Annotated in this window: 21 protein-coding genes; 8 read left to right on the top strand and 13 right to left on the bottom strand. The window is 67.7% G+C overall.

Features of this window, described 5'->3' with window-relative positions; all coding sequences use genetic code 11:
- Positions 1-8: 8 nt before the first annotated feature.
- The 3 genes from HPC46_RS19025 (at position 9) to HPC46_RS19015 (ending at position 3392) form a co-directional block, all read left to right on the top strand.
- Positions 9-707, top strand: coding sequence for an LppM family (lipo)protein (locus tag HPC46_RS19025; RefSeq protein WP_179472700.1), 699 nt, complete (start codon positions 9-11; stop codon positions 705-707).
- A gap of 114 nt (positions 708-821) precedes the next feature.
- The gene (idsA2, locus tag HPC46_RS19020) at positions 822-1880 is read left to right on the top strand and encodes a bifunctional (2E,6E)-farnesyl/geranyl diphosphate synthase (protein WP_179472846.1); all 1059 of its coding nucleotides are present in this window, start codon (positions 822-824) and stop codon (positions 1878-1880) included.
- 3 nt (positions 1881-1883) lie between these two features.
- Complete coding sequence (locus HPC46_RS19015) at positions 1884-3392, top strand: alpha-(1->6)-mannopyranosyltransferase A (RefSeq protein WP_179472698.1); 1509 nt, start codon at positions 1884-1886, stop codon at positions 3390-3392.
- A gap of 230 nt (positions 3393-3622) precedes the next feature.
- Here the strand turns inward: HPC46_RS19015 and HPC46_RS19010 are convergent, their stop codons facing one another.
- Complete coding sequence (locus HPC46_RS19010) at positions 3623-3958, bottom strand: hypothetical protein (protein WP_179472696.1); 336 nt, start codon at positions 3956-3958, stop codon at positions 3623-3625.
- Here HPC46_RS19010 and HPC46_RS19005 point away from each other — a divergent pair.
- Positions 3945-5747, top strand: coding sequence for a YVTN family beta-propeller repeat protein (locus HPC46_RS19005; RefSeq protein WP_179472694.1), 1803 nt, complete (start codon positions 3945-3947; stop codon positions 5745-5747). The two genes, HPC46_RS19010 and HPC46_RS19005, sit on opposite strands and share 14 nt — an antisense overlap.
- 24 nt (positions 5748-5771) lie before the next feature.
- Here HPC46_RS19005 and HPC46_RS19000 read toward each other — a convergent pair whose 3' ends face one another.
- Entirely contained in the window at positions 5772-6176 is a 405-nt protein-coding gene (locus tag HPC46_RS19000; RefSeq protein WP_325096701.1) for an Rv2175c family DNA-binding protein, read from the bottom strand.
- Positions 6177-6214: 38 nt separating this feature from the next.
- Between HPC46_RS19000 and HPC46_RS18995 the strand changes: the two genes are divergently transcribed.
- Both HPC46_RS18995 and HPC46_RS18990 read left to right on the top strand, forming a co-directional pair.
- Positions 6215-7429, top strand: a complete 1215-nt coding sequence (locus HPC46_RS18995) for a protein kinase domain-containing protein (RefSeq protein ID WP_179472690.1) — start codon at positions 6215-6217, stop codon at positions 7427-7429.
- Between the two features lie 78 nt (positions 7430-7507).
- The gene (locus tag HPC46_RS18990) at positions 7508-9142 is read left to right on the top strand and encodes an FAD-dependent monooxygenase (protein ID WP_179472688.1); all 1635 of its coding nucleotides are present in this window, start codon (positions 7508-7510) and stop codon (positions 9140-9142) included.
- On the opposite strand, the gene HPC46_RS18985 is transcribed toward HPC46_RS18990, so the two are convergent.
- The 3 genes from HPC46_RS18985 to HPC46_RS18975 are packed head-to-tail and all read right to left on the bottom strand — an operon-like array spanning position 9098 to position 11861.
- On the bottom strand, positions 9098-10495 hold the full coding sequence (locus HPC46_RS18985; protein WP_179472686.1) for a class II 3-deoxy-7-phosphoheptulonate synthase: 1398 nt from the start codon (positions 10493-10495) through the stop codon (positions 9098-9100). The genes HPC46_RS18990 and HPC46_RS18985 overlap by 45 nt on opposite strands.
- A 32-nt stretch (positions 10496-10527) precedes the next feature.
- The gene (locus tag HPC46_RS18980; protein WP_179472684.1) at positions 10528-11037 is read right to left on the bottom strand and encodes a polyadenylate-specific 3'-exoribonuclease AS; all 510 of its coding nucleotides are present in this window, start codon (positions 11035-11037) and stop codon (positions 10528-10530) included.
- An 11-nt stretch (positions 11038-11048) separates the two neighbouring features.
- Complete coding sequence (locus HPC46_RS18975; protein ID WP_179472844.1) at positions 11049-11861, bottom strand: hypothetical protein; 813 nt, start codon at positions 11859-11861, stop codon at positions 11049-11051.
- Positions 11862-12007: 146 nt separating this feature from the next.
- Between HPC46_RS18975 and HPC46_RS18970 the strand changes: the two genes are divergently transcribed.
- On the top strand, positions 12008-13306 hold the full coding sequence (locus HPC46_RS18970) for a glycosyltransferase 87 family protein (protein WP_179472682.1): 1299 nt from the start codon (positions 12008-12010) through the stop codon (positions 13304-13306).
- Here the strand turns inward: HPC46_RS18970 and HPC46_RS18965 are convergent.
- The 5 genes from HPC46_RS18965 to HPC46_RS18945 form a co-directional block, all read right to left on the bottom strand.
- On the bottom strand, positions 13248-13988 hold the full coding sequence (locus tag HPC46_RS18965; protein WP_179472680.1) for a lysophospholipid acyltransferase family protein: 741 nt from the start codon (positions 13986-13988) through the stop codon (positions 13248-13250). The genes HPC46_RS18970 and HPC46_RS18965 overlap by 59 nt on opposite strands.
- Before the next feature lie 70 nt (positions 13989-14058).
- Positions 14059-14424 carry a hypothetical protein gene (locus HPC46_RS18960; RefSeq protein ID WP_179472678.1) on the bottom strand — a complete coding sequence of 122 codons (366 nt, stop codon included), beginning with the start codon at positions 14422-14424 and terminating at the stop codon, positions 14059-14061.
- Entirely contained in the window at positions 14421-15707 is a 1287-nt protein-coding gene (locus HPC46_RS18955; RefSeq protein ID WP_179472676.1) for an ArsA family ATPase, read from the bottom strand. Before HPC46_RS18955 ends, HPC46_RS18960 begins: the two co-directional genes overlap by 4 nt.
- Positions 15708-16142, bottom strand: coding sequence for an SRPBCC family protein (locus HPC46_RS18950; RefSeq protein ID WP_179472674.1), 435 nt, complete (start codon positions 16140-16142; stop codon positions 15708-15710). It abuts the gene before it with no gap.
- Positions 16143-16238: 96 nt separating this feature from the next.
- Complete coding sequence (locus HPC46_RS18945) at positions 16239-16628, bottom strand: hypothetical protein (RefSeq protein ID WP_005144535.1); 390 nt, start codon at positions 16626-16628, stop codon at positions 16239-16241.
- A gap of 63 nt (positions 16629-16691) precedes the next feature.
- Between HPC46_RS18945 and HPC46_RS18940 the strand changes: the two genes are divergently transcribed.
- Positions 16692-18464 (top strand): AMP-dependent synthetase/ligase, encoded by a 1773-nt coding sequence (locus HPC46_RS18940; protein ID WP_179472672.1) that lies wholly within the window; start codon positions 16692-16694, stop codon positions 18462-18464.
- A 3-nt stretch (positions 18465-18467) separates the two neighbouring features.
- Here HPC46_RS18940 and HPC46_RS18935 read toward each other — a convergent pair whose 3' ends face one another.
- The 3 genes from HPC46_RS18935 to HPC46_RS18925 are packed head-to-tail and all read right to left on the bottom strand — an operon-like array spanning position 18468 to position 21033.
- On the bottom strand, positions 18468-19232 hold the full coding sequence (locus HPC46_RS18935) for an SDR family oxidoreductase (RefSeq protein ID WP_179472670.1): 765 nt from the start codon (positions 19230-19232) through the stop codon (positions 18468-18470).
- Entirely contained in the window at positions 19163-20371 is a 1209-nt protein-coding gene (locus HPC46_RS18930) for an acyltransferase family protein (protein ID WP_179472668.1), read from the bottom strand. The genes HPC46_RS18935 and HPC46_RS18930 overlap by 70 nt, the downstream gene beginning before the upstream one ends.
- Positions 20372-20388: 17 nt before the next feature.
- Positions 20389-21033 carry a cutinase family protein gene (locus HPC46_RS18925; protein ID WP_233716503.1) on the bottom strand — a complete coding sequence of 215 codons (645 nt, stop codon included), beginning with the start codon at positions 21031-21033 and terminating at the stop codon, positions 20389-20391.
- Positions 21034-21048: the final 15 nt, after the last annotated feature.

Raw genomic sequence — 21048 nt, 5'->3', positions numbered from 1 at the left:
ATACCCACGTGCGCGACCGATCCCGCCGCCTGCGCCTGCGCGCCCTGGCGTTGCTGCTGCTCCTCGTGGCGCCACTGGCCGTCGGCTGCGTGCGCGTGCACGCCTCGATCACGGTGTCGCCCGACGACCAGGTCTCCGGCCAGATCCTCGCTGCGGCAAAACCGCGCGATTCCAGCGATCAGGGGCCGCAGTTCGACCTCAATGTGCCCTTCAGCGAAAAGATCTCGGTCTCAAAGTACGACACGGACGACTACGTCGGCTCCCAGGCGGTGTTCTCGAACCTCAGCTTCGCCGAGGTGCCGCAGCTGGCCAACCTCAACCGCGAGGCGGCCGGGGTGGACATCTCGCTGCGGCGGGCGGGCAACCTGGTGATCCTCGAAGGCCGGGTCGACCTGACCGGCGTCAGTGACCCCGACGCCGACGTGCAGCTGACGGTTTCCTTCCCCGGCGAGGTGACCTCGACCAACGGCGACCGGATCGACACCGACGTCGTCGAGTGGACATTGAAGCCGGGCGTCGTCTCCACGATGAGCGCCCAGGCCCGGTACACCGACCCCAGCACCCGCTCGTTCACCGGCGCGGCACTGTGGCTGTGTCTCGGCGCGCTGGTGGTCTGCGGTGTGATCGGGTCGCTGGCGTGGGTCAGCCGCGACCGCTCGCCCCGGTTCGCCAGCACCGATCAGCCTGACGAGTTGAGCGGTCGATAGGCCTTCATACGACCGGGGCTTCCCCGACGCCTTACTCTGATTGCGCACCCACCCTCATACACAGAAAGGGGCGCCGCGCTGAGCGTCGAAGCAGCAGCCCCGTCGGCCGTCCAGCTGGCCGGCGCAGTCACCGATCAACTGCGGGGATACCTGGCGGGCCGCCGGGCCGACGCCGCTTACATCGGTACCGACTACGACGGGCTCATCGCCGCTCTCGAGGATTTCGTCCTGCGCGGTGGCAAGCGAGTCCGCCCGGCCTTCGCCTACTGGGGTTACCGCGCGGTGACCCCAGAGCCCGACGCGAGCGTGGACGACGGGATCCTGCTGCTGTTCTCGGCGCTGGAGCTGCTGCACGCCTGCGCTCTGGTCCACGACGACGTCATCGATGATTCGGCGACCCGGCGCGGCTGGCCCACCGCCCACGTCCACTTCACCGACCTGCATCGCGGCCGTGGCTGGCGCGGGAACTCCGAGCAGTTCGGCCGCTCGGCGGCCATCCTGCTCGGCGATCTGTCGCTGGTGTGGGCCGACGACATCGTCGCCGGGGTGGATCTGCCCGTCGACGGCCAGCGTCGTGTCCAGCGGGTGTGGTCCGACATCCGCACCGAGGTGCTCGGTGGCCAGTACCTCGACATCGTCGCCGAATCGAGCGGCGCCGAATCGATCGAGTCGGCGATGAACGTCAACACGTTCAAGACCGCGTCCTACACCATTTCGCGCCCGCTGCAGCTGGGTGCGGCCGCCGCCGCGGACCGGCCCGATGTTCAGCGCATCTTTTACGAGCTGGGCACCGACCTCGGTGTCGCGTTCCAGCTTCGCGACGACGTCCTCGGCGTCTTCGGCGATCCCGCCGTGACGGGCAAGCCGTCGGGCGACGATCTTCGTTCCGGCAAGCGCACCGTGCTACTGGCCGAAGCCGTCGAGCGCGCCACCGCCACGGATCCGGCCGCCGCCGACCAGCTGCGCACCGGCGTCGGTAACGAGCTCTCCGATGCCGCAGTGCGCCAGCTGTGCGACGTCATCGAGTCCGTCGGCGCACTGGCTGCGGTCGAAAGCCGCATCGAACTGCTCACCAACCGCGCGCTGGGGCTGCTCGACAGCGCCCCGATCAACGCGCCGGCCAAGGCCGGGTTGACCGAGCTCGCCAGATTGGCCGCCAACCGCTCGGCCTAGGACATGTCAGCTCTTCCCTCTACTCCCCCCAAGCCCCAGGCTGGCCTCGCGCGGCTGGCGGCTTTCACCGTCGGCGACGAGGGCCGGCCGGCGCTGCTGGGCTTCCTCGGCGCGGTACTGATCACGCTCGGCGGGCTGGGCGCCGGGAGCACCCGCCAACACGATCCGCTGCTCGAGTCGATGCATCTGTCCTGGCTGCGGTTCGGCCACGGCCTGGTGGTGTCCTCGGTGCTGCTGTGGGGCGGCGTCGTGGTGATGCTGGTGGCGTGGCTGTGGGTGGGCCGACGGGTCGTCGACAAGGATGCGGGCGTCAGCGACTACACGATGATCGCGACGACCGGGTTCTGGCTGGCGCCGCTGCTGCTGAGCGTTCCGTTGTTCAGCCGCGACACCTATTCCTATCTGGCGCAGGGCGCACTGCTGCGCGACGGTCTGGACCCGTATGCCGTCGGTCCGGTGGAGAACCAAAACTCGTTGCTGGACAACGTCAGCCCGATCTGGACAACCACCACCGCGCCCTACGGGCCGGCGTTCATCCTGGTGGCCCGCTTCGTCACCGGCCTGGTCGGCGACCACGTGGTGGCCGGCACGATGCTGCTGCGGCTGTGCATGCTGCCGGGATTGGCGATGCTGATCTGGGCTGCGCCGCGGGTGGCCCGCCACATCGGCGCGAACGGCGCGGTGGCCCTGTGGATTTGCGTGCTCAACCCGCTGGTGATCATCCACCTGATGGGTGGCGTGCACAACGAGATGCTGATGGTCGGGCTGATGATGGCCGGCATCGCGCTGACGTTCGCCCGCCATCATGCCGCGGGCGCGACGCTGATCGCCGTCGCCGTCGCCGTCAAGGCCACCGCGGTGTTGGCGCTGCCGTTCATGGTGTGGGTGTGGATGCGGCACCTCCGTCAGACCCGTAACTTCGGTGCGACAAGGGCTTTCACGACCGCATCGGCGGCATCGGTGACGCTCTTCGTCGCGGTGTTCGCGGTGCTGTCCTGGGTGGCCGGGGTGGGATTGGGCTGGCTGACCGCGCTGGCCGGTTCGGTGAAGATCATCAACTGGCTGACCATCCCGACGGCGATCGCCAACCTCACCAACGCCATTGGCGGACTCTTCGTGCCGGTGAACTTCTACGCTGTCCTCGACGTCACCCGCATCGCCGGAATCATCATCATCGCGGTGTCACTTCCACTGCTGTGGTGGCGGTTTCGTCACGACGACCGCGAGGCGCTGATGGGCATCGCCTGGGCGATGCTGATGGTCGTGCTGTTCGTGCCTGCCGCGCTGCCGTGGTACTACACCTGGCCGCTCGCGGTGATGTCCGCCCTGGCCCAGTCCCGCGCGGCGATCGCGCTGATCGCCGGGTTCTCGACGTGGATCATGGTGATCTTCAAGCCGGACGGCTCGCACGGCATGTACTCGTGGATCCACGTGCTGCTGGCCACCGCCTGCGCGCTGGCCGCGTGGTATTCGCTGCGCTCAGTGGGCATTCGCCACGAGCGATGCCGATAGCTGGCACCAGCGAAACAACCGTGGTAAGTATCTGACGCCGACGACAAATCAATGAGGCCAGCGGAGGCTGTCATGACGAGAACGTCCACTCCCGTGGACCGGGTAGCGTCAGCCAAGCCCGGTACCCGCCGTTCGGTCACCCCCTACGGCTGGCTGGGCGCCGGAGCCGTCACACTCGGCATGGGCATCGCGATGGTCAACGGGATCGCGACCGCTCACGCCGACGACGGTCATTCCGGCGCTCCGTCGGGCAAGACCACCGCTACCCATCCAGTACAACCGAAGACATCAGCTAAGAGCTTGTCATCATCGAAGGTCCGCGGCGCAGCGAAAGTTTCCCAAATCGTTTCAGCGACAACAAAATTCAGACCTGCGACGGCCACCACCGGACCGTCGAACAACTCCGGGTCACCCGATCCCTCAACCCAGTCAACCACGGTGGCCCTCGCCGCGGCCCGGCGCGAATCCGTTGCGCACGCCGCGCGCAGAACGTCCGCAACACCAGCATTGGCCGCGACAAGAACACTCGCGGCGGCGGCTATCGGACCGACGGTGATCGCGACCATCCCCAACGTAATCGCCGGGACCGTAGTCGTCAGCCCTGATGGCCGCTCCGTCTACGTCACCAGAGGAGACGCCAGCGGTTATGCACTGCTATCCATCAATCCGACCACCGGTGCCAGCACCGTTATCGGCAGCATCCCCGTCGGCAGAGGCAGTTTCCAAACCCCGGTAGCCGTCTTCAGCCCCGACAGCCACTACGCCTACGTCGCCGCCGCCGACGGTCGCAGCGTCTCGGTCATCGACACCAGAACCAGCACCGTCACCGCCACGGTCCCTATCGGCGGATACGGCCTATCCACGCTGGCGGTCAGCCCCGACAGCCACTACGCCTACGTCGTCGCCGGGGACTCTGCCTCGCGGGTCCTGTCACTGTCGGTGATCAGCCCTGTCACCGGCACCGTCACCGCTACCATCCCGATCGGATACGACAGAGGCTACGAAGGTGCCGTGACGCTGGGCACGAGCCCCGACGGCCACCATGTCTACGTCACGACCAATACCGGTTTTCTCGGGGTCGTCGACACCACCACCAACACGGGTAGTGCCATCGCCAGGCCTGACGGCCACCAGTTTTTGAGGGTGGTGGCCAGCCCCGACAGCCAGTACGCCTACGCCGACATCGTCCGCGTCGGTGGTTACGAAGACGCGGTGTTGGTGATCAACTCCACCACCGGTGTCAGCACCGCTATCCCTATCGGCAACACCAAAACCTATTTCGGGCTGGTCGTCAGCCCCGACAGCCGCTACGCCTACATCGCCAACTGGTATGACGGCACCGTATCGGTCATCAACCCGGTGACCGGCACCGCCACCGCCATCCCCGTGGGCAGCGGCCCCAGCAGCGTGGCGGTCAGCCCCGACAGCCGCTACGTCTACGTCACCAACGCCAGCGACGGCACGGTATCGGTCATCAATCCCGCGACCAACACCGCCATCGCCACCATCCCGGTCGGCAACGGCCCGACCAGTGTGGTCGTCAGCCCCGACAGCCGCCACGCCTACGTCACCAACGCCGGCGACCGCACCGTGTCGATCATCGATCCGGCCACCCGCACCGCCATCAGCATCCCCGTCGGGAAAGACCCGGGCTCTCTGGTGGTCAATGGTGATGGCACCCGCCTTTACGTGGTCAATTCCGGCGACAACACAGTGTCCGTCATAAACATCACCAGTCGCGTCGTCACTACCGTCCTCGTCGGCAACCATCCGTCCCGCGTAACGCTCAGTCCCGACGGCACCCACGCCTACATCACGAACATGGCCAACAACTCCCTGTCGGTGATCGGCAAACCCGGCAGCTCCGGCGGCGGAAGTGATGACGGCTCGACCAATCCGATTGACGTGATTCTGGGATCTCTCGACGCGTCGAACGAGCTCACCAAATGGATCACCAATCTGTCCAAGGTCTACGACTGGTCCGCACTGCTGAAGGGCGCGTCATTGGTGCAAGGGGTGATCAAGGTCGCCGACGGCCTATCCAAAGGCGACTTGCGCGAAATCGGCGACGGCGTGACCGACATTCTGTCGGTGCCGCTTCTCGGACCAGTCGCTCTCGTCGTCAGCGGCGTCAAACTGCTCGTCTCGATCTTCTACCCGATGAGCGACGAGCAAGAAGAGAAATTCTTCTCGTTCCGGGTCCGGTGCATGTTCCACAAGAATCAAGACGACCTCACCCCTAAAGAAGCGCAGCAGCTTGTTGACCGATACAGCCTGCCGGGCATCCTGGTCAACTTGCCCGTGGATTACGCGAAATACAACGTCGGTGGATTCTTTGGCCACTCTGTCTGTTGATGGAGTCTCCCGCGCCGCGGCCGCTCAGTAAGCCATGGCCTGAGCGCGCCGTACCACCTCGCGAGCCTGATGAGCGTGCAACGCATCCACCGGGCGAGCGTTACTGATCGACTCCCGTGACCCGTCGCGGGTCACCGTCAGCGAAGGATCCGCGGTGAACAGCCAGCGCAGGATCTCGGTCTCCTTGTAGCCGCCGTCGCGCAACACGTCCAGCAGCCCGGGCAGGCTCTTGACCACCTCGCCGTGCGGGGTGAGAAAGGCCTTGGGAATCATCGGCACACCGCCGCGCTTGACGGCGATCAGGTGGCCGTCGCGTAGCTGCTGGTGCACCTTGGTCACCGGGACTGCCAACAACTCGGCGACTTCGGGAAGGTTGTAGACGGGCTCGTCGGGATCCAGAACATCGTCACCGGCAGGAATGCTGCTCACCCGCCCCAGTCTAGAACTCCTTTGCCGCGACATACCATGTGTCGGTGACGTCGGACCCACTCAGCGGCGTGCTGCTGGAAGGCCGGTACCGCGTCGACACCAAGATCGCGACCGGCGGAATGTCGACGGTGTACCGCGGTCTGGATGTCCGTCTGGATCGCCCGGTGGCACTGAAGGTGATGGATGCGCGCTACGCCGGCGACAGCCAGTTCCTCACCCGCTTCCAGCGCGAGGCCCGCGCGGTGGCCCGGTTGAAGGATCCTGGGCTGGTCGCCGTCTACGACCAGGGTGGCGGCGGATCGAGCCAGGAGCCTCCTTTTCTGGTCATGGAGCTGGTCGAGGGCGGCACGCTGCGCGAACTGCTGCGCGAGCGCGGTCCGATGCCCCCGCATGCCGCCGCGGCGGTGCTGCGGCCGGTCCTCGGCGGCCTGGCCACCGCACACCATGCCGGGCTGGTACACCGCGACGTCAAACCCGAGAACGTCCTGATCTCCGACGACGGCGAGGTCAAGCTCGTCGACTTCGGCCTGGTGCGCGCGGTGGCCGAGGCCGGTATCACCTCGACCAGCGTCATCCTGGGCACGGCGGCCTACCTGTCCCCCGAGCAGGTCAGCAGCGGCGCCGCCGACGCCCGCAGCGATGTCTACGCCGTCGGGATCCTGGCCTACGAATTGATCACCGGCACAACACCGTTCACCGGTGACAATCCGCTCACCGTGGCCTATCAGCGGATGGACAACGATGTGCCGCTGCCCAGCACGGCGATCAGCGGGGTGCCACGCCAGTTCGACGAGTTCATCGCCCGCGCCACCGCCCGCAATGCCGACGATCGGTTCGCCGACGCCGAGGAGATGGCCGACGATCTCGACGCCATCGCCGCGGAGCTGGCGCTCCCGAAATTCCGCGTGCCGGCGCCGAATAACTCCGCCCAGCACGCCGCGGCAACCGCCTTTCACAGCCGGCCCACCGACGACTATCGGGCCGCCCAGTCCGCCCCGCCCGCGCCGGCACCCGTAAAGAATCCCACCCGGCAACTCGTTCGCGAGCCACAGGACTGGGAGCCCGCCCCGGCCGAGGACGAAAACCCGACAGTGGCAAGCCAATTCGCCGGTATCGACATCGGCGAATTCATCTGGGAACGCCAGCGGGCCCGGCGTTCACTGGTGTTCTGGGTGCTGATCGTGCTGCTGCTCACCGGTGGCGCGGCCGCGGCCGGCTGGACGCTCGGCACCAACCTCACCGCACTGATCTAGACAGATCCACCCTTGACAATCACTACACCCGTAGTGATACTGGAATTCATCCAATGATGAATTGTGGAGGTGATGGACATGACCGCACCCGATCTCGACGTCCTGGTCGTGGGCGCGGGTCCGACCGGATTGCTGCTGGCGAACGAACTGGTACGGCACGGCGTCACGCCGCGGATCATCGATCGGGCCCCGCAACCGGCGACCACCTCGCGCGCCCTCGTTGTCCAGCCCAGGACCCTGGAGATCTTCGACGACCTCGGTGTGGCCGACCAGGCCATCGCGGCGGGCACGTCAGCGTCCGAGCTGACCATCACCTTCGCCGACACGACGGTCGACATCGATTTCGCGGGCCAGCTGACCGGGCCGCAGAACCACACCGCCTACCCCGAGCCGCGCACGCTCTCGCAGCACGACACCGAACGCATCCTCACCGATCTCCTGGCCACCCGCGGCGTCACGGTTGACCGCGACGTCGCACTCACCGATCTCACCCAGGACGGCGACACCGTGACCGCGACATTGCGCCACGGCGACGGCTCGACCGAATCGGTGCGCTGCCGGTGGCTCGCCGGATGCGACGGCGCACACAGCGCGGTGCGCAAAGCCAGCGGGATCCCGTTCTCCGGCGACACGTACCGCGACGAGTTCATCATGGCCGACGCCGAACTCGACTGGAAGCTGCCGCACGGCGGGCTCTACGGATTCCCCAGTCCGGCAGGAATTTTCGCGGCCTTCTCGATGCCGGGGCACAACCGCTACCGCATCTTCGGGAACTTCCCGCCCCTGCCTGATGTCGCCGGCGGACCGGCTCCCGGATCCGACGGCCCGAGCGCCGAGTACAGCGAGCCGACGCACGACGAGTTCCAGGCCATGGTCGACGAGCGAGTCCCCTTCCCCGCGACCGTCGTCAAGGAGTTCTGGGTCACCCGCTACCGGGTGCACAGCCGCACGGTGCCGCGCTACCGGGACGGCCGGATCTTCCTGGTCGGCGACGCCGCCCACGTGCACAGCCCCGCGGGCGCACAGGGCATGAACACCGGCATCCAGGACGCCTACAACCTCGGCTGGAAGCTTGCGTTCGTGGTGCGCGGCCTCGCCGACGAGTCACTGGTGGACAGCTACAACGCCGAGCGGCACCCGATCGGCGTGCAACTTCTCAAGACCACCGACCGGATGTTCTCGGTCTTCGGCGGACAGAACCCGTTGGCGCGCTTGGCTCGTGGCCGAGTAGCGCCCGTGCTGGCCCGCCGGGTGCTCACCCGCGACTGGGTCCGCAGGCGCTTCATCGGCGTGTTGGCTCAGCTGCGGCTGCACTATCCGGACAGCCCACTGAGCGCCGAGGACGGGTCGGGCTGGCGCGGTGCCCCCGCTCCCGGCGACCGGGCCCGCGAGGCCGATGTGCTGATCGACGGCCGGCAGGGGCGCCTCTACGACGTGTTCCGCGGCACCCATCACACCGTGCTGCTGTTCACCGGGCTCGACGACAATGCCCGGCCGGCAGTCGAATTGTGCCGGCTCGCCGAAGAACTGGAAGCCGCGCATCCCGGGTTGGTGAAAGCCCACGTCGTCGACACCCGCTCGGCGCACCGTCAGTACGGCGTGACCAAGCCCAGTGCCTTCGTGATCCGGCCGGACAAGTACATCAGCTACCGCGGCCGCCCCGTCGAACTAGTCGCGCAGCATCTCCGCGACCAGGAACGCCAGCTCCAGTGACTGCTGGGTGTTCAGGCGCGGGTCGCAGGCCGTCTCGTAGCGGCCGGCCAGGTCGGAGTCCGAGATGTCCTGCGCCCCACCGAGACATTCGGTGACGTTCTCGCCGGTGATCTCGACGTGTATACCCCCGGGGTGCGTGCCCAGCGCTCGGTGCACCTCGAAGAAGCCCTGCACCTCGTCGACGATGCGGTCGAAGTGCCGCGTCTTGTAACCGGTGGACGACTCGTGGGTGTTGCCGTGCATCGGATCGCACTGCCAGATGACCTGGTGTCCCGAGGCCTGCACCTTCTCGATGATCGGGGGCAGCACGTCGCGCACCTTGTGGTTGCCCATCCGGCTGACCAAGGTGAGCCGGCCGGGCTTGTTGTTCGGATCGAGCCGCTCGACATACTCCACGGCCAGTTCGGGCGACGTGGTCGGGCCGATCTTCACCCCGATCGGGTTCGCGATCGTCTCGGCGAAGGCGACGTGGGCGCCGTCGAGTTGGCGGGTGCGCTCGCCGATCCACACATAGTGCGCCGACAGGTCGTAGAGCCGCGACTCGGGCGCTTCGGCCGGGAACTCCTCCGAAAGCCGCAGCATCGCGCGCTCGTAGTCCAGCACCAGCGCCTCGTGGCTGGCGTAGATGTCGGCGGTGTCGAGATTGCGATCGTTGACCCCGCACGCGCTCATGAACTTCAGACCGCGGTCGATCTCACCGGCCAGCTGCTCGTAGCGGGCACCGGCCGGCGAGGTGCGGACGAACTCGCGGTTCCAGTCGTGCACCAGGTGCAGCGAGGCCAGGCCCGACGACGTCAGGGCGCGGACCAGGTTCATCGCCGCGCTGGCGTTCGCGTAGGCACGCACCAAACGCGACGGATCGTGTTCGCGCACAGCGGCATCCGGCGCAAAACCGTTGACCATGTCGCCGCGGTAGGACTTCAGCCCCAGCGCATCGGTGTCCGACGAGCGCGGCTTGGCATACTGCCCCGCGATGCGGGCCACCTTGACCACCGGCAGGCTGGCGCCATAGGTGAGCACCACCGCCATCTGCAGCAGCGTGCGGATGTTGGCGCGGATGTGCGGCTCGGTGTTGTCGGCGAAGGTCTCGGCGCAGTCGCCGCCCTGCAGCAGGAAAGCCTCGCCGCGGGCGACGGCGGCCAGCTGGGCGGACAGCTTCTCGATCTCGGAGGGCACCGTGACCGGCGGCACGCTCTCCAGAACCGTCCGCATCGCCTGCGCCTGCCCGGCGTCCCAGCTGGGCTGCTGAGCGGCCGGCTTGCTCAGCGCGGCATCGAGCCGTCCGCGCAGATCAGCGGGCAGCGGCGGCAGCGACGGCAGCTGTTCGATGGGTACGTCAACGGTCCAGTTCACCCGACCATGGTAACCGGGCCACGCACCCCCTTTTACCGCTGAGCAGCGGCAGCGCCGACGTCGACCCCGGTGGTCATCAGCACATAGCGGCGCAGGTTGTGGCGGGCGTCGACGAGCGCATCGTGGGTGTCATGCGGCCGGGGTGGCATCCGGGGGCAGCCGCGGTCCTCCCAGAATTGGCGCAGCTCCCGGGTGAACCGCGGGATCTGCGGGGGCAGGCTGGTCATCGGCCCCCACAGCTGGCACAGCGCGACATGGTCGTAGGCGGACACCCAGGCCCACAACTCGATCGGCTCGTCACCGTCGATGTCGAAGAACTCCTCCAGACCCTCCCGGATCTGGCGGCGCGACCGCCACAGCTTCGACGACGGGCTCGGCAGTTTCGGCAGCACGTTGTTGCGCACCCACTTGCCGGCGGACTCCGGGTCGAATTCGGTGGAGATCGCGTAGAACTCGCGCCCGTCCTCGGCCACCACGCCGATCGAGATCAGGTCGATGATCCGGCCGTTGTCGATGAACTCGGTGTCGTAGAAATACCGCACTGGCGCACACCCTATCCCGTCGCGTCGACGGGCTGTGGCGGCGGCGCGGCGTGGATCTCCCTGTCCAGCTCGGCGTCGACTTCGGCATCGGCCGGGAAGGTGGGCTCGCCGGCGATGATGTGCTGCAGCCACAGCTTCGCCTGGACCACGGGCCTGCGCATATAGCGCTCCCGCTCCAGGGCCTTGTGCATCTTCTTGGGTTTGTCCTGGTAGTGCCAGCGCGCCCACGGGGCGTGCGGCCGCGACAGCCGGATCGCGCCGATGAACAGCAGTGGGGTGATGAACATACCGACCAGGCCGGTCCACACCTTGCCTTTGAGCAGCACGACCACCGCCAGTGCCAAGGTCATCGCGGCAAGGACGACGACGGCGGCGCGCGCCCCGACCGAGTTGTCCGCGCGCCAGATCCCGATCTCGAAGAACGACAACGGGTTGAACCCCATGATCAGCAGGCCCGCGACGGCGATCGCGGCGAACACCGCGTCCACCGAGGTGCGGCCGTCCTCGGCCCAGTACACGTCCTGCAGGTGCAGGATCAGCGCGAACTCGTCCAGAACCAGGGCGGCGCCGACCCCGAAAACGATTGCCGCTGCGGTGAATTCACCGACTCCGCCCTCGGTGGCCAACGTCACCATGCTGACCCCGGAGATCATCACCAGGACGACGCCGATCACGACGTGATGGATGTGCAGCCCACCGCTACCGGAGATGTTGCGCGGCTGCCACCACTTGCGGGGAGCATCGTTGCCGGCGTTGTGACGGATGTAGCGCACGATCGTCCGGGTCACGAAGAACGTCAGGATGAACGCGATCAGACACCACATCAGCGGTATGCGCCCCGGGGCGACGACGTCGAAGTGCAGTCCGAAGTTCACGGGGACCGAAGATACGCCGGATAACCACTGATGGGGGGCGGCACGGCCGGGATGAGTCCCGGCGCGTCGCAACGCACCGATAGTCTGATGGCGACATGAGGATGCGGCGGTTGCCCGAGCTGGGCAGTGTGGCGGCGCGGCCCTGGCTGACCGCGGGATGGCGCGTGACACAGGTCACCATCGTCGCGCTGCTGGTCAACGCCGGATGGTTACTGTTCGGCAAGATCCCCTACCGGATCGACATCGAGGTCTACCGCATGGGCGGGCAGGCCTGGCTGGACGGCCGGTCGCTGTACGCCGGCGACGCCACCTTCCACACCCTGATCGGGCTGGATCTGCCGTTCACCTATCCCCCGTTGTCGGCGATCCTGTTCAGCCCATTCGCCTGGATGCCATTCCCGGTGGCCAGCGTGACGATCACGGTGATCACGCTGGTGCTGGTGCTGTTGTCCACCTGGATCGTGTTGACCCGCCTGGCGGTGTGGCCGGCCTCGACGGTCACCAAGGAGCCGGCGTGGCTACGGCGGGCCTGGCTCGCGGCGGGCATCGTGGCGCTGGCGGTCATGTACCTCGAGCCCATCGACGCCAACTTCGACTTCGGTCAGATCAACGTCGTGCTGATGACGCTGGTGATCGCCGACTGCCTGCCGCGCCGCACGCCCTGGCCCCGCGGGATGCTGCTGGGCATCGCGATCGCGCTGAAGCTGACCCCCGCGGTGTTTCTGCTCTACTTCGTCCTGCGCCGCGACGGCAGGGCGGCCTTGACCGCACTCGGCACGTTCGTCGCAGCCAGCCTCCTGGGATGTGCGCTGGCCTGGCGCGATTCGGTGGAGTACTGGACCACGACCATCCGGCACACCGACCGCATCGGCAGCGCGGCGCTGAACACCAACCAGAACATCGCGGGCGCCCTGGCCCGGCTGGGCCTGGACAAGAGCACCCACTTCATTCTGTGGACCCTGGCCTGCTTCGCCGTGCTGGCCCTGACGATCTGGGCGGTCCGCCGGGTACTGGCCGCACACGAACCGACGCTGGCGCTGATGTGTGTGGCCCTGTTCGGCCTGGTGGTCTCGCCGGTGTCGTGGTCACACCACTGGGTGTGGGCGCTGCCGACGGTCATCACCGGTGCGGTGATCGCCTACCGCGGCCGCAATCTCGCCCTGGGTCTGGTCACCGCCGTCGGGGTGGTGCTGATGATGTGGATTCCGCTGGAGCTGCTACCCAAGCATCACGAGGAGACGGCGTCCTGGTGGCGCCAGCTCCTGGGCATGTCCTACGTGTGGTGGGCGCTCGCGGTGATCGTGGTCGCGGGGCTGACCGTGGTGACGGCCCGCACTAGCCCGCGGCGCTCTCCGGGATCCGCGCCGGTGGCTGACCTGGTTCACCCGGCTTAGGTTTTTCGGGGTCGTTGTTCTTCAGCGTCGCGGCGTAGATGTCGACGTACTCCTGGCCGGAGAGCTCCATCAGTTCGTACATGACCTCGTCGATGACCGCTCGCTCGATGAACCGGTTGCCCGCCAGGCCGTCGAATCGGGAGAAATCCATCGGCTTGCCGAAGCGCACCGTCACCCGGCCGAAGCGCCACATCTTCGAGCCGGGCGGGTTCACGACATCGGTTCCGATCATCGCGACCGGAATCACCGGAACCTGGGTCTGCAGGGCGAGGCGGGCCAGCCCGGTCTTGCCCTTGTAGAGCCGGCCGTCCGGCGAGCGGGTGCCCTCCGGGTACATGCCGAGCAGCTTGCCTTTCTTCAGCAGTCGCTCGGCGGTGTTCAGCGCCGCCTCGGCGGCGTCGGCGTCGGTGCGGTCGATCGGCACCTGGCCGGCGGCCGTGTAGAACCACCGGGTGAACCAGCCCTTCACACCGGTTCCGGTGAAATATTCGGACTTGGCCAGGAACGTGATCCGGCGGCTCACCACCAGTGGCAGATAGAAACTGTCCGCCACCGCCAGGTGATTACTGGCCAGGATGACCGGTCCGGAACTCGGAACGTATTCCAGCCCTTCGACTTTCGGCCGACCGAGCAAAGCCAACAGGGGTCCCATGAAGATGTACTTGAACAGCCAGTACCACATGGGGCCTCCGATCGGTCACGCGCTTTCGGCTAACTCTACCCAGGCCTGCGGACGCCGACCACAGCTCGCGTCACTCCTCGACGCTCACCGGGATGTGTTGGTAGCGGGCCGGCCCGGGATCGGGCGAATCGGGACCGGGCTCATCAGGCGGTGCTCCGTCCGGCCCCGGCTCGGCTGGGTCATCCTCGTCGATCATCGCCCGCAGCATCGTCACCAGGGCCACGCTGTGCTCGGCGACGACGGTCAGCAGCGGGTGCTGCTCACCGTTGACCAGTGCGGCCAGCGCACACACCGGGCACCACACCTGCTGGCACTTGCCCTGCGCGCTGCCCGCCGTCATCGCGACGCCGGCGCGGACGGCGGGGTCGAGCCGGTCCAGGATCGCCTGGGCCAGCGCGCGAAGTTCGGGACCCAGGTCGGGATGCGGGCCGGTCACGCGGGCCACACCTCCGGGTTGGGTCTGAAGCGCACGGTCAGCTCGGTGCCGCGCAGTGCCGCATCCACCACGATGCACCGCCGCAGGACCGACGCCAGTCGCACGCGGCGCCGCATTCCTGCCGCGCCGATGATCAAGTCGTCGTCGACCCGGCCCAGCGTCAGCGTCCCCGGATCGATTTGCGGCAACTCTAACCGCATGCGGTAGATCGCATCGACTCCTGAGCCGGATTCGCGATCCACCACTGGTTTCAGCGGTCCCGGCGGCGGTGAGCCGTCGCGCCTGCGCGCGCTGTCGAGCAGCTGGCCCAGCGCCTTGGCCCCGATCGGCTCGCCCGCCAGGTGCGGAGCCAGGACCAGTTGGACATCGCCGATCGCGGTGGTCAGCTCGTCGAGCACCGCCTGCTGCTCGACGATCCGCTCCGAGTACCAGTCGAAGGCCGGATGCTCGGGAAGGTTGCGGTACTCGTACGAATCATCCTGGACCAGAATCTGATTGACCAAGAGCTCAGCAACCCGCACGCCCATCAGCACCAGCGAGCCCAGCGTGCGCACGGCCTCGGCGGCCACCACCCGTTCGGCGGTGAGCACCAGATGGGCGCTGACCCGCTGCCCGTCGGTGAGCAGTGCGGACAGCCCCTCGACCCCGCCGGCGATCCCCTCGATCACCGCGACGGTGACCGCACTGTGCGCGCTGTCGATCGCCGCGCTCAGCCGGCGATGCCGGGGCCAGGCCCGCTCGAGGTACATCGCGAACGTCGCCGGCAGTGTCAGCATCCGCATCGCGTCGGCGGTCGAGGCACAGTCGACGACGACGTAGTCCCACCGGCCGGAGTCCGCCAGCGCGGCCACCTCGGCAAGGCCGAGCACCTCCTGAACACCGGGCAGCGCGGAAAGTTCTTCCGGGGCAACGCCTTTGAGATCGGAGTTGGGAAACCGGTCGGCGAGTACCGGCGCAATCGCCCGCCACCTGCCTTCCAGCAGCGCCAGGGTGTCCAGGGCCAGGGCGTCGAGGTGTCCGCCACCGACGGCGTCGGTGCCCTCCTCGGTGAGAATTCGCACCGGCTCGCGCCCACCGGTCGGCGGTACCGCAACGCCGAGCACGTCACCCAGCGAGTGGGCCTGGTCGGTGGACACCGCCAGCACCCGTTCGCCGGCCAGCGCCGCCCGCACCGCCGTCGCGGCCGCCAGCGTCGACTTGCCCACGCCACCCTTGCCGACGAAGAAGCTGATCCGGGCCTGGTCGGTCAGGCCCGCATCGGCGGGGGCGGCGTCGGGGGTCACTCAGCCCTCGACCCATTTCTTCAGGTCCTTGAGCGCGGTGTCCGTGAGTCGTCGCTCGGCTTTGCGCTTGAGCAGCCCGATCATCGGGATGATCAGGTCAACCGAGAGCTCGTAGGTGACATCAGTTCCAGAACCCTTGGGAGTCAACGTATATGCGCCGTCGAGCGCCCTCAGCAGCGAGCTCGAGACCAGCGACCAGCGCACCGACTTGCGATCGGCGGGCCAGTCGTAGGACAGCACCATGGTGTCTTTGAGCACCGCGGCATCCAGAACCAGCCGGGCGGTCAGCGGGTAACCCTGTTCGTCGGAATCGAGAACCTCGGTCTCCTTGTATTCCGAGACCCACTGCGGGTACGCCCCGATATCGGCGATGGCGTCCATCACAGTGCGAGGATCTGCGTCGATGTAGATGGTCTGCGCCGTCTTGTCAGCCACTGTTGCCAATTCCCGTCGCTTTACGCTGCCCGACCCGACAGGTCGCGCTCCCTCGGCCACAAACGGTACCCTCCCCGTTGCACGTGTGACCCGATATCAGTGCCCGGGTGCAACCCCCACCGGGCGACCCGCCTCCAGTGTGGATTTCACCTCGAACGCCATCCGTTTTCCCGCTACCCGACGCTGATGGTTCAGCTTGGGCAAGTTCATCTTGGCAAGCTGCCAGGCCGCGACACCGGACGGCTCGGCGTGCAGAAAGTAGTGCAGCAGCACGCCGTCGAGCACCGGCTCCAGCCAGATTTCCATGGTGCCGGTCAGCGGACCGGTCAACGTCCAGCGCACACCCTTGTCGGCCCGGTCCTCGACGACCTCGAGCCGCAGATCCGGCCACCATCGCCGCCAGCTCGCCCGGTCGGCGACCGCACGCCCCACCGCCGCCGGATCCGCCGCGATGAACGTCTCGTCGGCGACCTGGATGCTGTTCATGGGCACAAGCTTCACATATCGGGCCCGTCCGGCCGCCGCCACCCGTTGACTAGGCTGGTCGTTATGCGTGAATACAGCGTTCCGGCGTCGTTCACCATCGGTGAACACGACCATGTGGCCAGCCCGGTCTATGAGCACGAACGCACCGATCCGAACTACGTGATCCTGCAGCGACTGGTCGAGGGCGCCTGGACCGACGTGACCTGTGCGGAGGTGGCCGCCCAGATCCGCTCGGCGGCCCTGGGTTTGATCGCCGAGGGCGTGCAGCCCGGTGACCGGGTGGCGATCCTGTCGGCGACCCGATATGAGTGGGTCATCCTCGATTACGCGATCCTGTCGATCGGCGGGGTCACCGTCCCCATCTACGAGACGTCGTCGGCCGAGCAGGTCCAGTGGGTGCTGGAGGATTCCGGCGCCGTACTGGCGTTCACCGAGACCGAGGCGCACGCCCAGATGGTCGCCGAGTTGCGCAACACGCTGCCGGCCCTGCGCAAGACCCTGCGCATTCAGTCGATCGGCGAGCTGGGCGGCGTCGATCCCGCAGAACTGGACCGGCGCCTGGAACAGCTGCGCTCGAGCGACCCGGCGACGCTGATCTACACCTCGGGCACCACCGGCCGACCCAAGGGCGTCGCGCTGACCCATACCAATCTGCTGTCCGAGACCCGTGGCGCCACAACGTGTTTCCCGACGCTGCTGCGCCAGAACGAACGCCTTCTGGTCTTTCTGCCGTTGGCCCACGTATTGGCCCGCGCCCTGTCGATGACGGCGTTCGCCAACAAGGTCACCCTCGGCTACACCAGCGACATCAAGAACCTGGTGCCGATGCTGCAGGTGTTCAAGCCGACGATCGTGGTTTCGGTGCCCCGGGTGTTCGAAAAGGTCTACAACACAGCGGAATTGAATGCCAGCGACAGCGGCAAGGGCCGGATCTTCGAGCTGGCGGCCAAGACGGCGATCGCCTACAGCGAGGCGTTGGAAACGGGCTCACCGAACCTGCTCCTCAAGGCAGGCCACGCGGTGTTCGACCGGCTGGTCTACGGCAAGCTGCGCGCCGCCCTCGGTGGCGACTGCCACGCCGCGATCTCCGGCGGTGCGCCGCTGGGCAAGCGGCTCGGCCACTTCTACCGCGGCGTCGGATTGTCGATCTACGAGGGGTACGGACTGACCGAGACCAGCGCGGCGATCACGGTGAACCGGATCGGCGAGCTCAAGGTGGGCACGGTGGGCAAGTTGGTGCCGGGTAACAGCATGAAGGTCGCAGCGGACGGCGAGTTGCTGGTCAAGGGCGGCGTGGTGTTCGACGGGTACTGGCGCAACGACAAGGCCACCGCCGAGGCGATCATCGACGGCTGGTTCCACACCGGCGATCTGGCCAGCGTGGACGCCGACGGCTTCCTGTCGATCACCGGCCGCAAGAAGGAGATCATCGTGACCGCGGGCGGCAAGAACGTCGCCCCCGCCGTACTCGAGGATGCGTTGCGGGCGCATCCACTGATCAGCCAGGCGATGGCGGTCGGCGACAACCAGCCGTTCATCGGCGTGTTGATCGCCATCGATCCCGAGGCGTTCGACGTGTGGAAGTCCCACCACGGCAAGGCCACCGGCGCATCGGTCGCGGAGCTGCGGGAGGATCCCGACCTGGTCGCCGAGATCGAATTGGCGATCAAGGACGCCAATCAGCATGTGTCACATGCGGAGTCGATCCGCAAGTTCCGGATCCTGCCGGCTGACTTCACGGAAGCGACGGGTGAGCTGACACCGACGCTGAAGGTGAAGCGCAATGTGGTGGCGCAGAAGTTCGCCGGCGATATCGAGGCGATCTACGCCAAGTAGCGGCTAGGCCGGCCAGTCGGCGCCCAGCAGCGTGATGCCACCATCCACGACCAGCAACTGGCCGGTGATCCAGGACGCGTCGTCGGACAGCAGGAATGCCACCGCTGCGCCGATATCGTCAGGAACGCCAAGCCTTTTGAGCGGGTAGGTGGCGGCCACCTCCCCCTCACGGCCTTCGTAGAGCGAGGCGGCGAACCGAGTCTTGACGGTGGCGGGTGCGACGGCATTGACGCGGACGGCCGGGCCGAGCTCGGCGGCCAGTTGCTGGGTCAGGTACGTGAGCATCACCTTGGTGGCGCCGTAGAACCCCATGTCAGGGGCCGGCCGGATGCCGGCCACCGAGGACACGTTGACGACGGCGCCGCCGTGCTCGCCCATCCAGGCCCGGTGCGCGTGCTGCACCCAGGACAGCGCGGCGATGCAATTCACGTCGACGGTCTTCCTGGCGTCGGCTGGGTCGGTGTCCACCAGGGGCCCGTGGCAGTAATTGCCTCCGGTGTTGTTGACGAGCAGGTCGAGGCTGCCGAACGCGTCGATCGCGCAGTCGACCACCGTGGCCTGATGCCCGGGGTCATCGGCGGACCCTGCCAACCCGACCGCGTGTGCGGGGCCGCCGAGGGTCCCGACGGCCTCGTCGAGGGTCTGCTGGGTGCGCGCCGTGATGACGACGCGGGCGCCGCCCTCGATCAGGCGCTGCGCTACTGCCAGCCCGATGCCGCGGCTGGCTCCGGTGACGACCGCGGTCTTGCCTTCGAATGTGCCGGCCATGTCCGCTCCCTCGCACTGGTGAGCCTGTGCAACAGCCAGGCCAAGGGAATCGTGACGCCCAGAGTCAGAACGTACAAGCCCGTCAGCGACCCGGTGAACAACGGCCAGCCCAGCACCGCCCCCAGCACGACGGCCATCACCAGCACGTGCAGCAGGAAGATCTCGTAGGAGATCCCACCCAGCCACACCATCGGCCTGCTGCTCAGCAGCCGGTCGAACATCCCGCCCCCGCCCAGCGTCGGCGCCGCCACGACGAGCGTCGCGATCGCGGCGTACAGCAGCGCCTTGGCCACCGGCTGCCACAGCGGTACCGGACCCATCGTGATCGCGCCGGCGAGCGGGGTGGACACCACCAGATAGAGCGCACCGGCGGCAGGCACCAGAAGGCCGGCGCGCGAGCGCATTCCCAGGACCTGCAGCACGGCCACCGCCATGCCGCCGGCGAACGAGGCCAGCTGCGCGGGCAGCCACATCCCTGCCGAATTCGGCAGCCAGTCGCCCGCGTTGACCACGATCAGCCACACCGGACTGATCGCGGCCAGGCCCGCCAGACCGGCCAGCAGCCTCCCCGGCCGCCACCGATCACCGCACAGCACCACCAGCAGCAGGTGGGCCAGCAACGGCAGCACCGCGTAGAACGCCGCCTCGACCGCCAGGCTCCAGGTCTGTGACAGGCCGCGGTGCAGGTAGGTGAGCAGATAGTTGTCCGTGTAGATCTGGGTCAGGGTGAGGTGGCGGATCAGCCCCGACCAACTCTGGCCGGGATTGGGGCCGGTCGAATAAAAGGAATAGACGCCGTAGGCCAACAGGACGGTCACCACGTAGGCGGGCATGATGCGGCGCAGTCTGCGCCGGGCATAGGTCCGTGCCGACGGCGCCGCGGTCGCATCGGCCGCCGCGACGACCCATGGGCGGAACAGCAGGAAGCCGGACAATGCGAAGAAGATCGATACCCCGATCTCCATCCGCGCCCAGACCAGGCCGATGTAGCCGTGGGCGAGCGTGCCGGTCGCGAACGCCGCGTGGGTGCCGACCACCAGCAGCGCCGCCAGCGCGCGCAGTCCGGTCAGTGAATCCAGCCGGCCGCCGACCGACCGGGGTACACCGGTGCGAAGGTCGAGGTCAGGGCTGGCGAGCACCCCGGCGAGGGTACCCGTCAGATCAGGCCGGCCACGAAACCCGCCGCTTGATCGGGGTAAGGAGGCAGCTCGTAGTTGCTGTGCGCGGCGCGGTCGAGGCCCGCCGAGCAGATCGGGTCACCGCCGCTGCAGATGTCGATGGCCCGGCCGGCGAACTGGCCGGTGCTCGACAGCGGTGATCCGAACCGCGCTCCCGGGTTGCCGAACACCGCGACCGCGGCGACGCGGCCGGCCGCGGCCGGCGGCAGCGGCGGAGCCGACCCGATGCTGCCGATCCGCTGCCCCACGGGCGGCACACCGGCCAGCATCGACACCGCCGCCGCGCCCTGAGAGAACCCGCCGAGCACCAGCGAGGTCTGCGGGCAGCGCGCGCTCATGTCGGCGATGCGGCCGGCTGCGTCATCCGCGCCGGACGATGCCGCCAGGAAGTTGAAGCTGGCCGGGTAGTTCACCGCGTAGGTGTCCATGGTCCGCCCGCCCAGCCGCGGCGCGAGCGCGTCGGCGAAGGCCTGCCCCACCCGCCCGAGGCCCGGTGGTTCACCGGTACCGCGGGCAAAGATCACCTCGACGTCTGGGCAGTCGTCGGCCGTGGCCACACCGGCCGGAACCAGCAGCGCCGCCGCGGCGGCCAGGACGCCGCCGAGTGCGGCGATCCGGGACATGCTCATCGGCACATC

It is taken from the genome of Mycolicibacterium vinylchloridicum (assembly GCF_013404075.1).
GTDB lineage: Bacteria > Actinomycetota > Actinomycetes > Mycobacteriales > Mycobacteriaceae > Mycobacterium > Mycobacterium vinylchloridicum.
This window is presented reverse-complemented; position numbering and strand designations above follow the sequence as displayed.

Coding starts and splice junctions, on each gene's coding strand:
- HPC46_RS18925 (WP_233716503.1), bottom strand. CDS start 21,033: ATGTCCCGGATCGCCGCACTCGGCGGCGTCCTGGCCGCCGCGGCGGCG.
- HPC46_RS18990 (WP_179472688.1), top strand. CDS start 7,508: ATGACCGCACCCGATCTCGACGTCCTGGTCGTGGGCGCGGGTCCGACC.
- HPC46_RS18935 (WP_179472670.1), bottom strand. CDS start 19,232: ATGGCCGGCACATTCGAAGGCAAGACCGCGGTCGTCACCGGAGCCAGC.
- HPC46_RS18965 (WP_179472680.1), bottom strand. CDS start 13,988: ATGTGGTACTGGCTGTTCAAGTACATCTTCATGGGACCCCTGTTGGCT.
- HPC46_RS18970 (WP_179472682.1), top strand. CDS start 12,008: ATGAGGATGCGGCGGTTGCCCGAGCTGGGCAGTGTGGCGGCGCGGCCC.
- HPC46_RS19010 (WP_179472696.1), bottom strand. CDS start 3,958: ATGGTCGCGATCACCGTCGGTCCGATAGCCGCCGCCGCGAGTGTTCTT.
- HPC46_RS18945 (WP_005144535.1), bottom strand. CDS start 16,628: ATGAACAGCATCCAGGTCGCCGACGAGACGTTCATCGCGGCGGATCCG.
- HPC46_RS19015 (WP_179472698.1), top strand. CDS start 1,884: ATGTCAGCTCTTCCCTCTACTCCCCCCAAGCCCCAGGCTGGCCTCGCG.
- HPC46_RS18940 (WP_179472672.1), top strand. CDS start 16,692: ATGCGTGAATACAGCGTTCCGGCGTCGTTCACCATCGGTGAACACGAC.
- HPC46_RS18975 (WP_179472844.1), bottom strand. CDS start 11,861: ATGTGGTGTCTGATCGCGTTCATCCTGACGTTCTTCGTGACCCGGACG.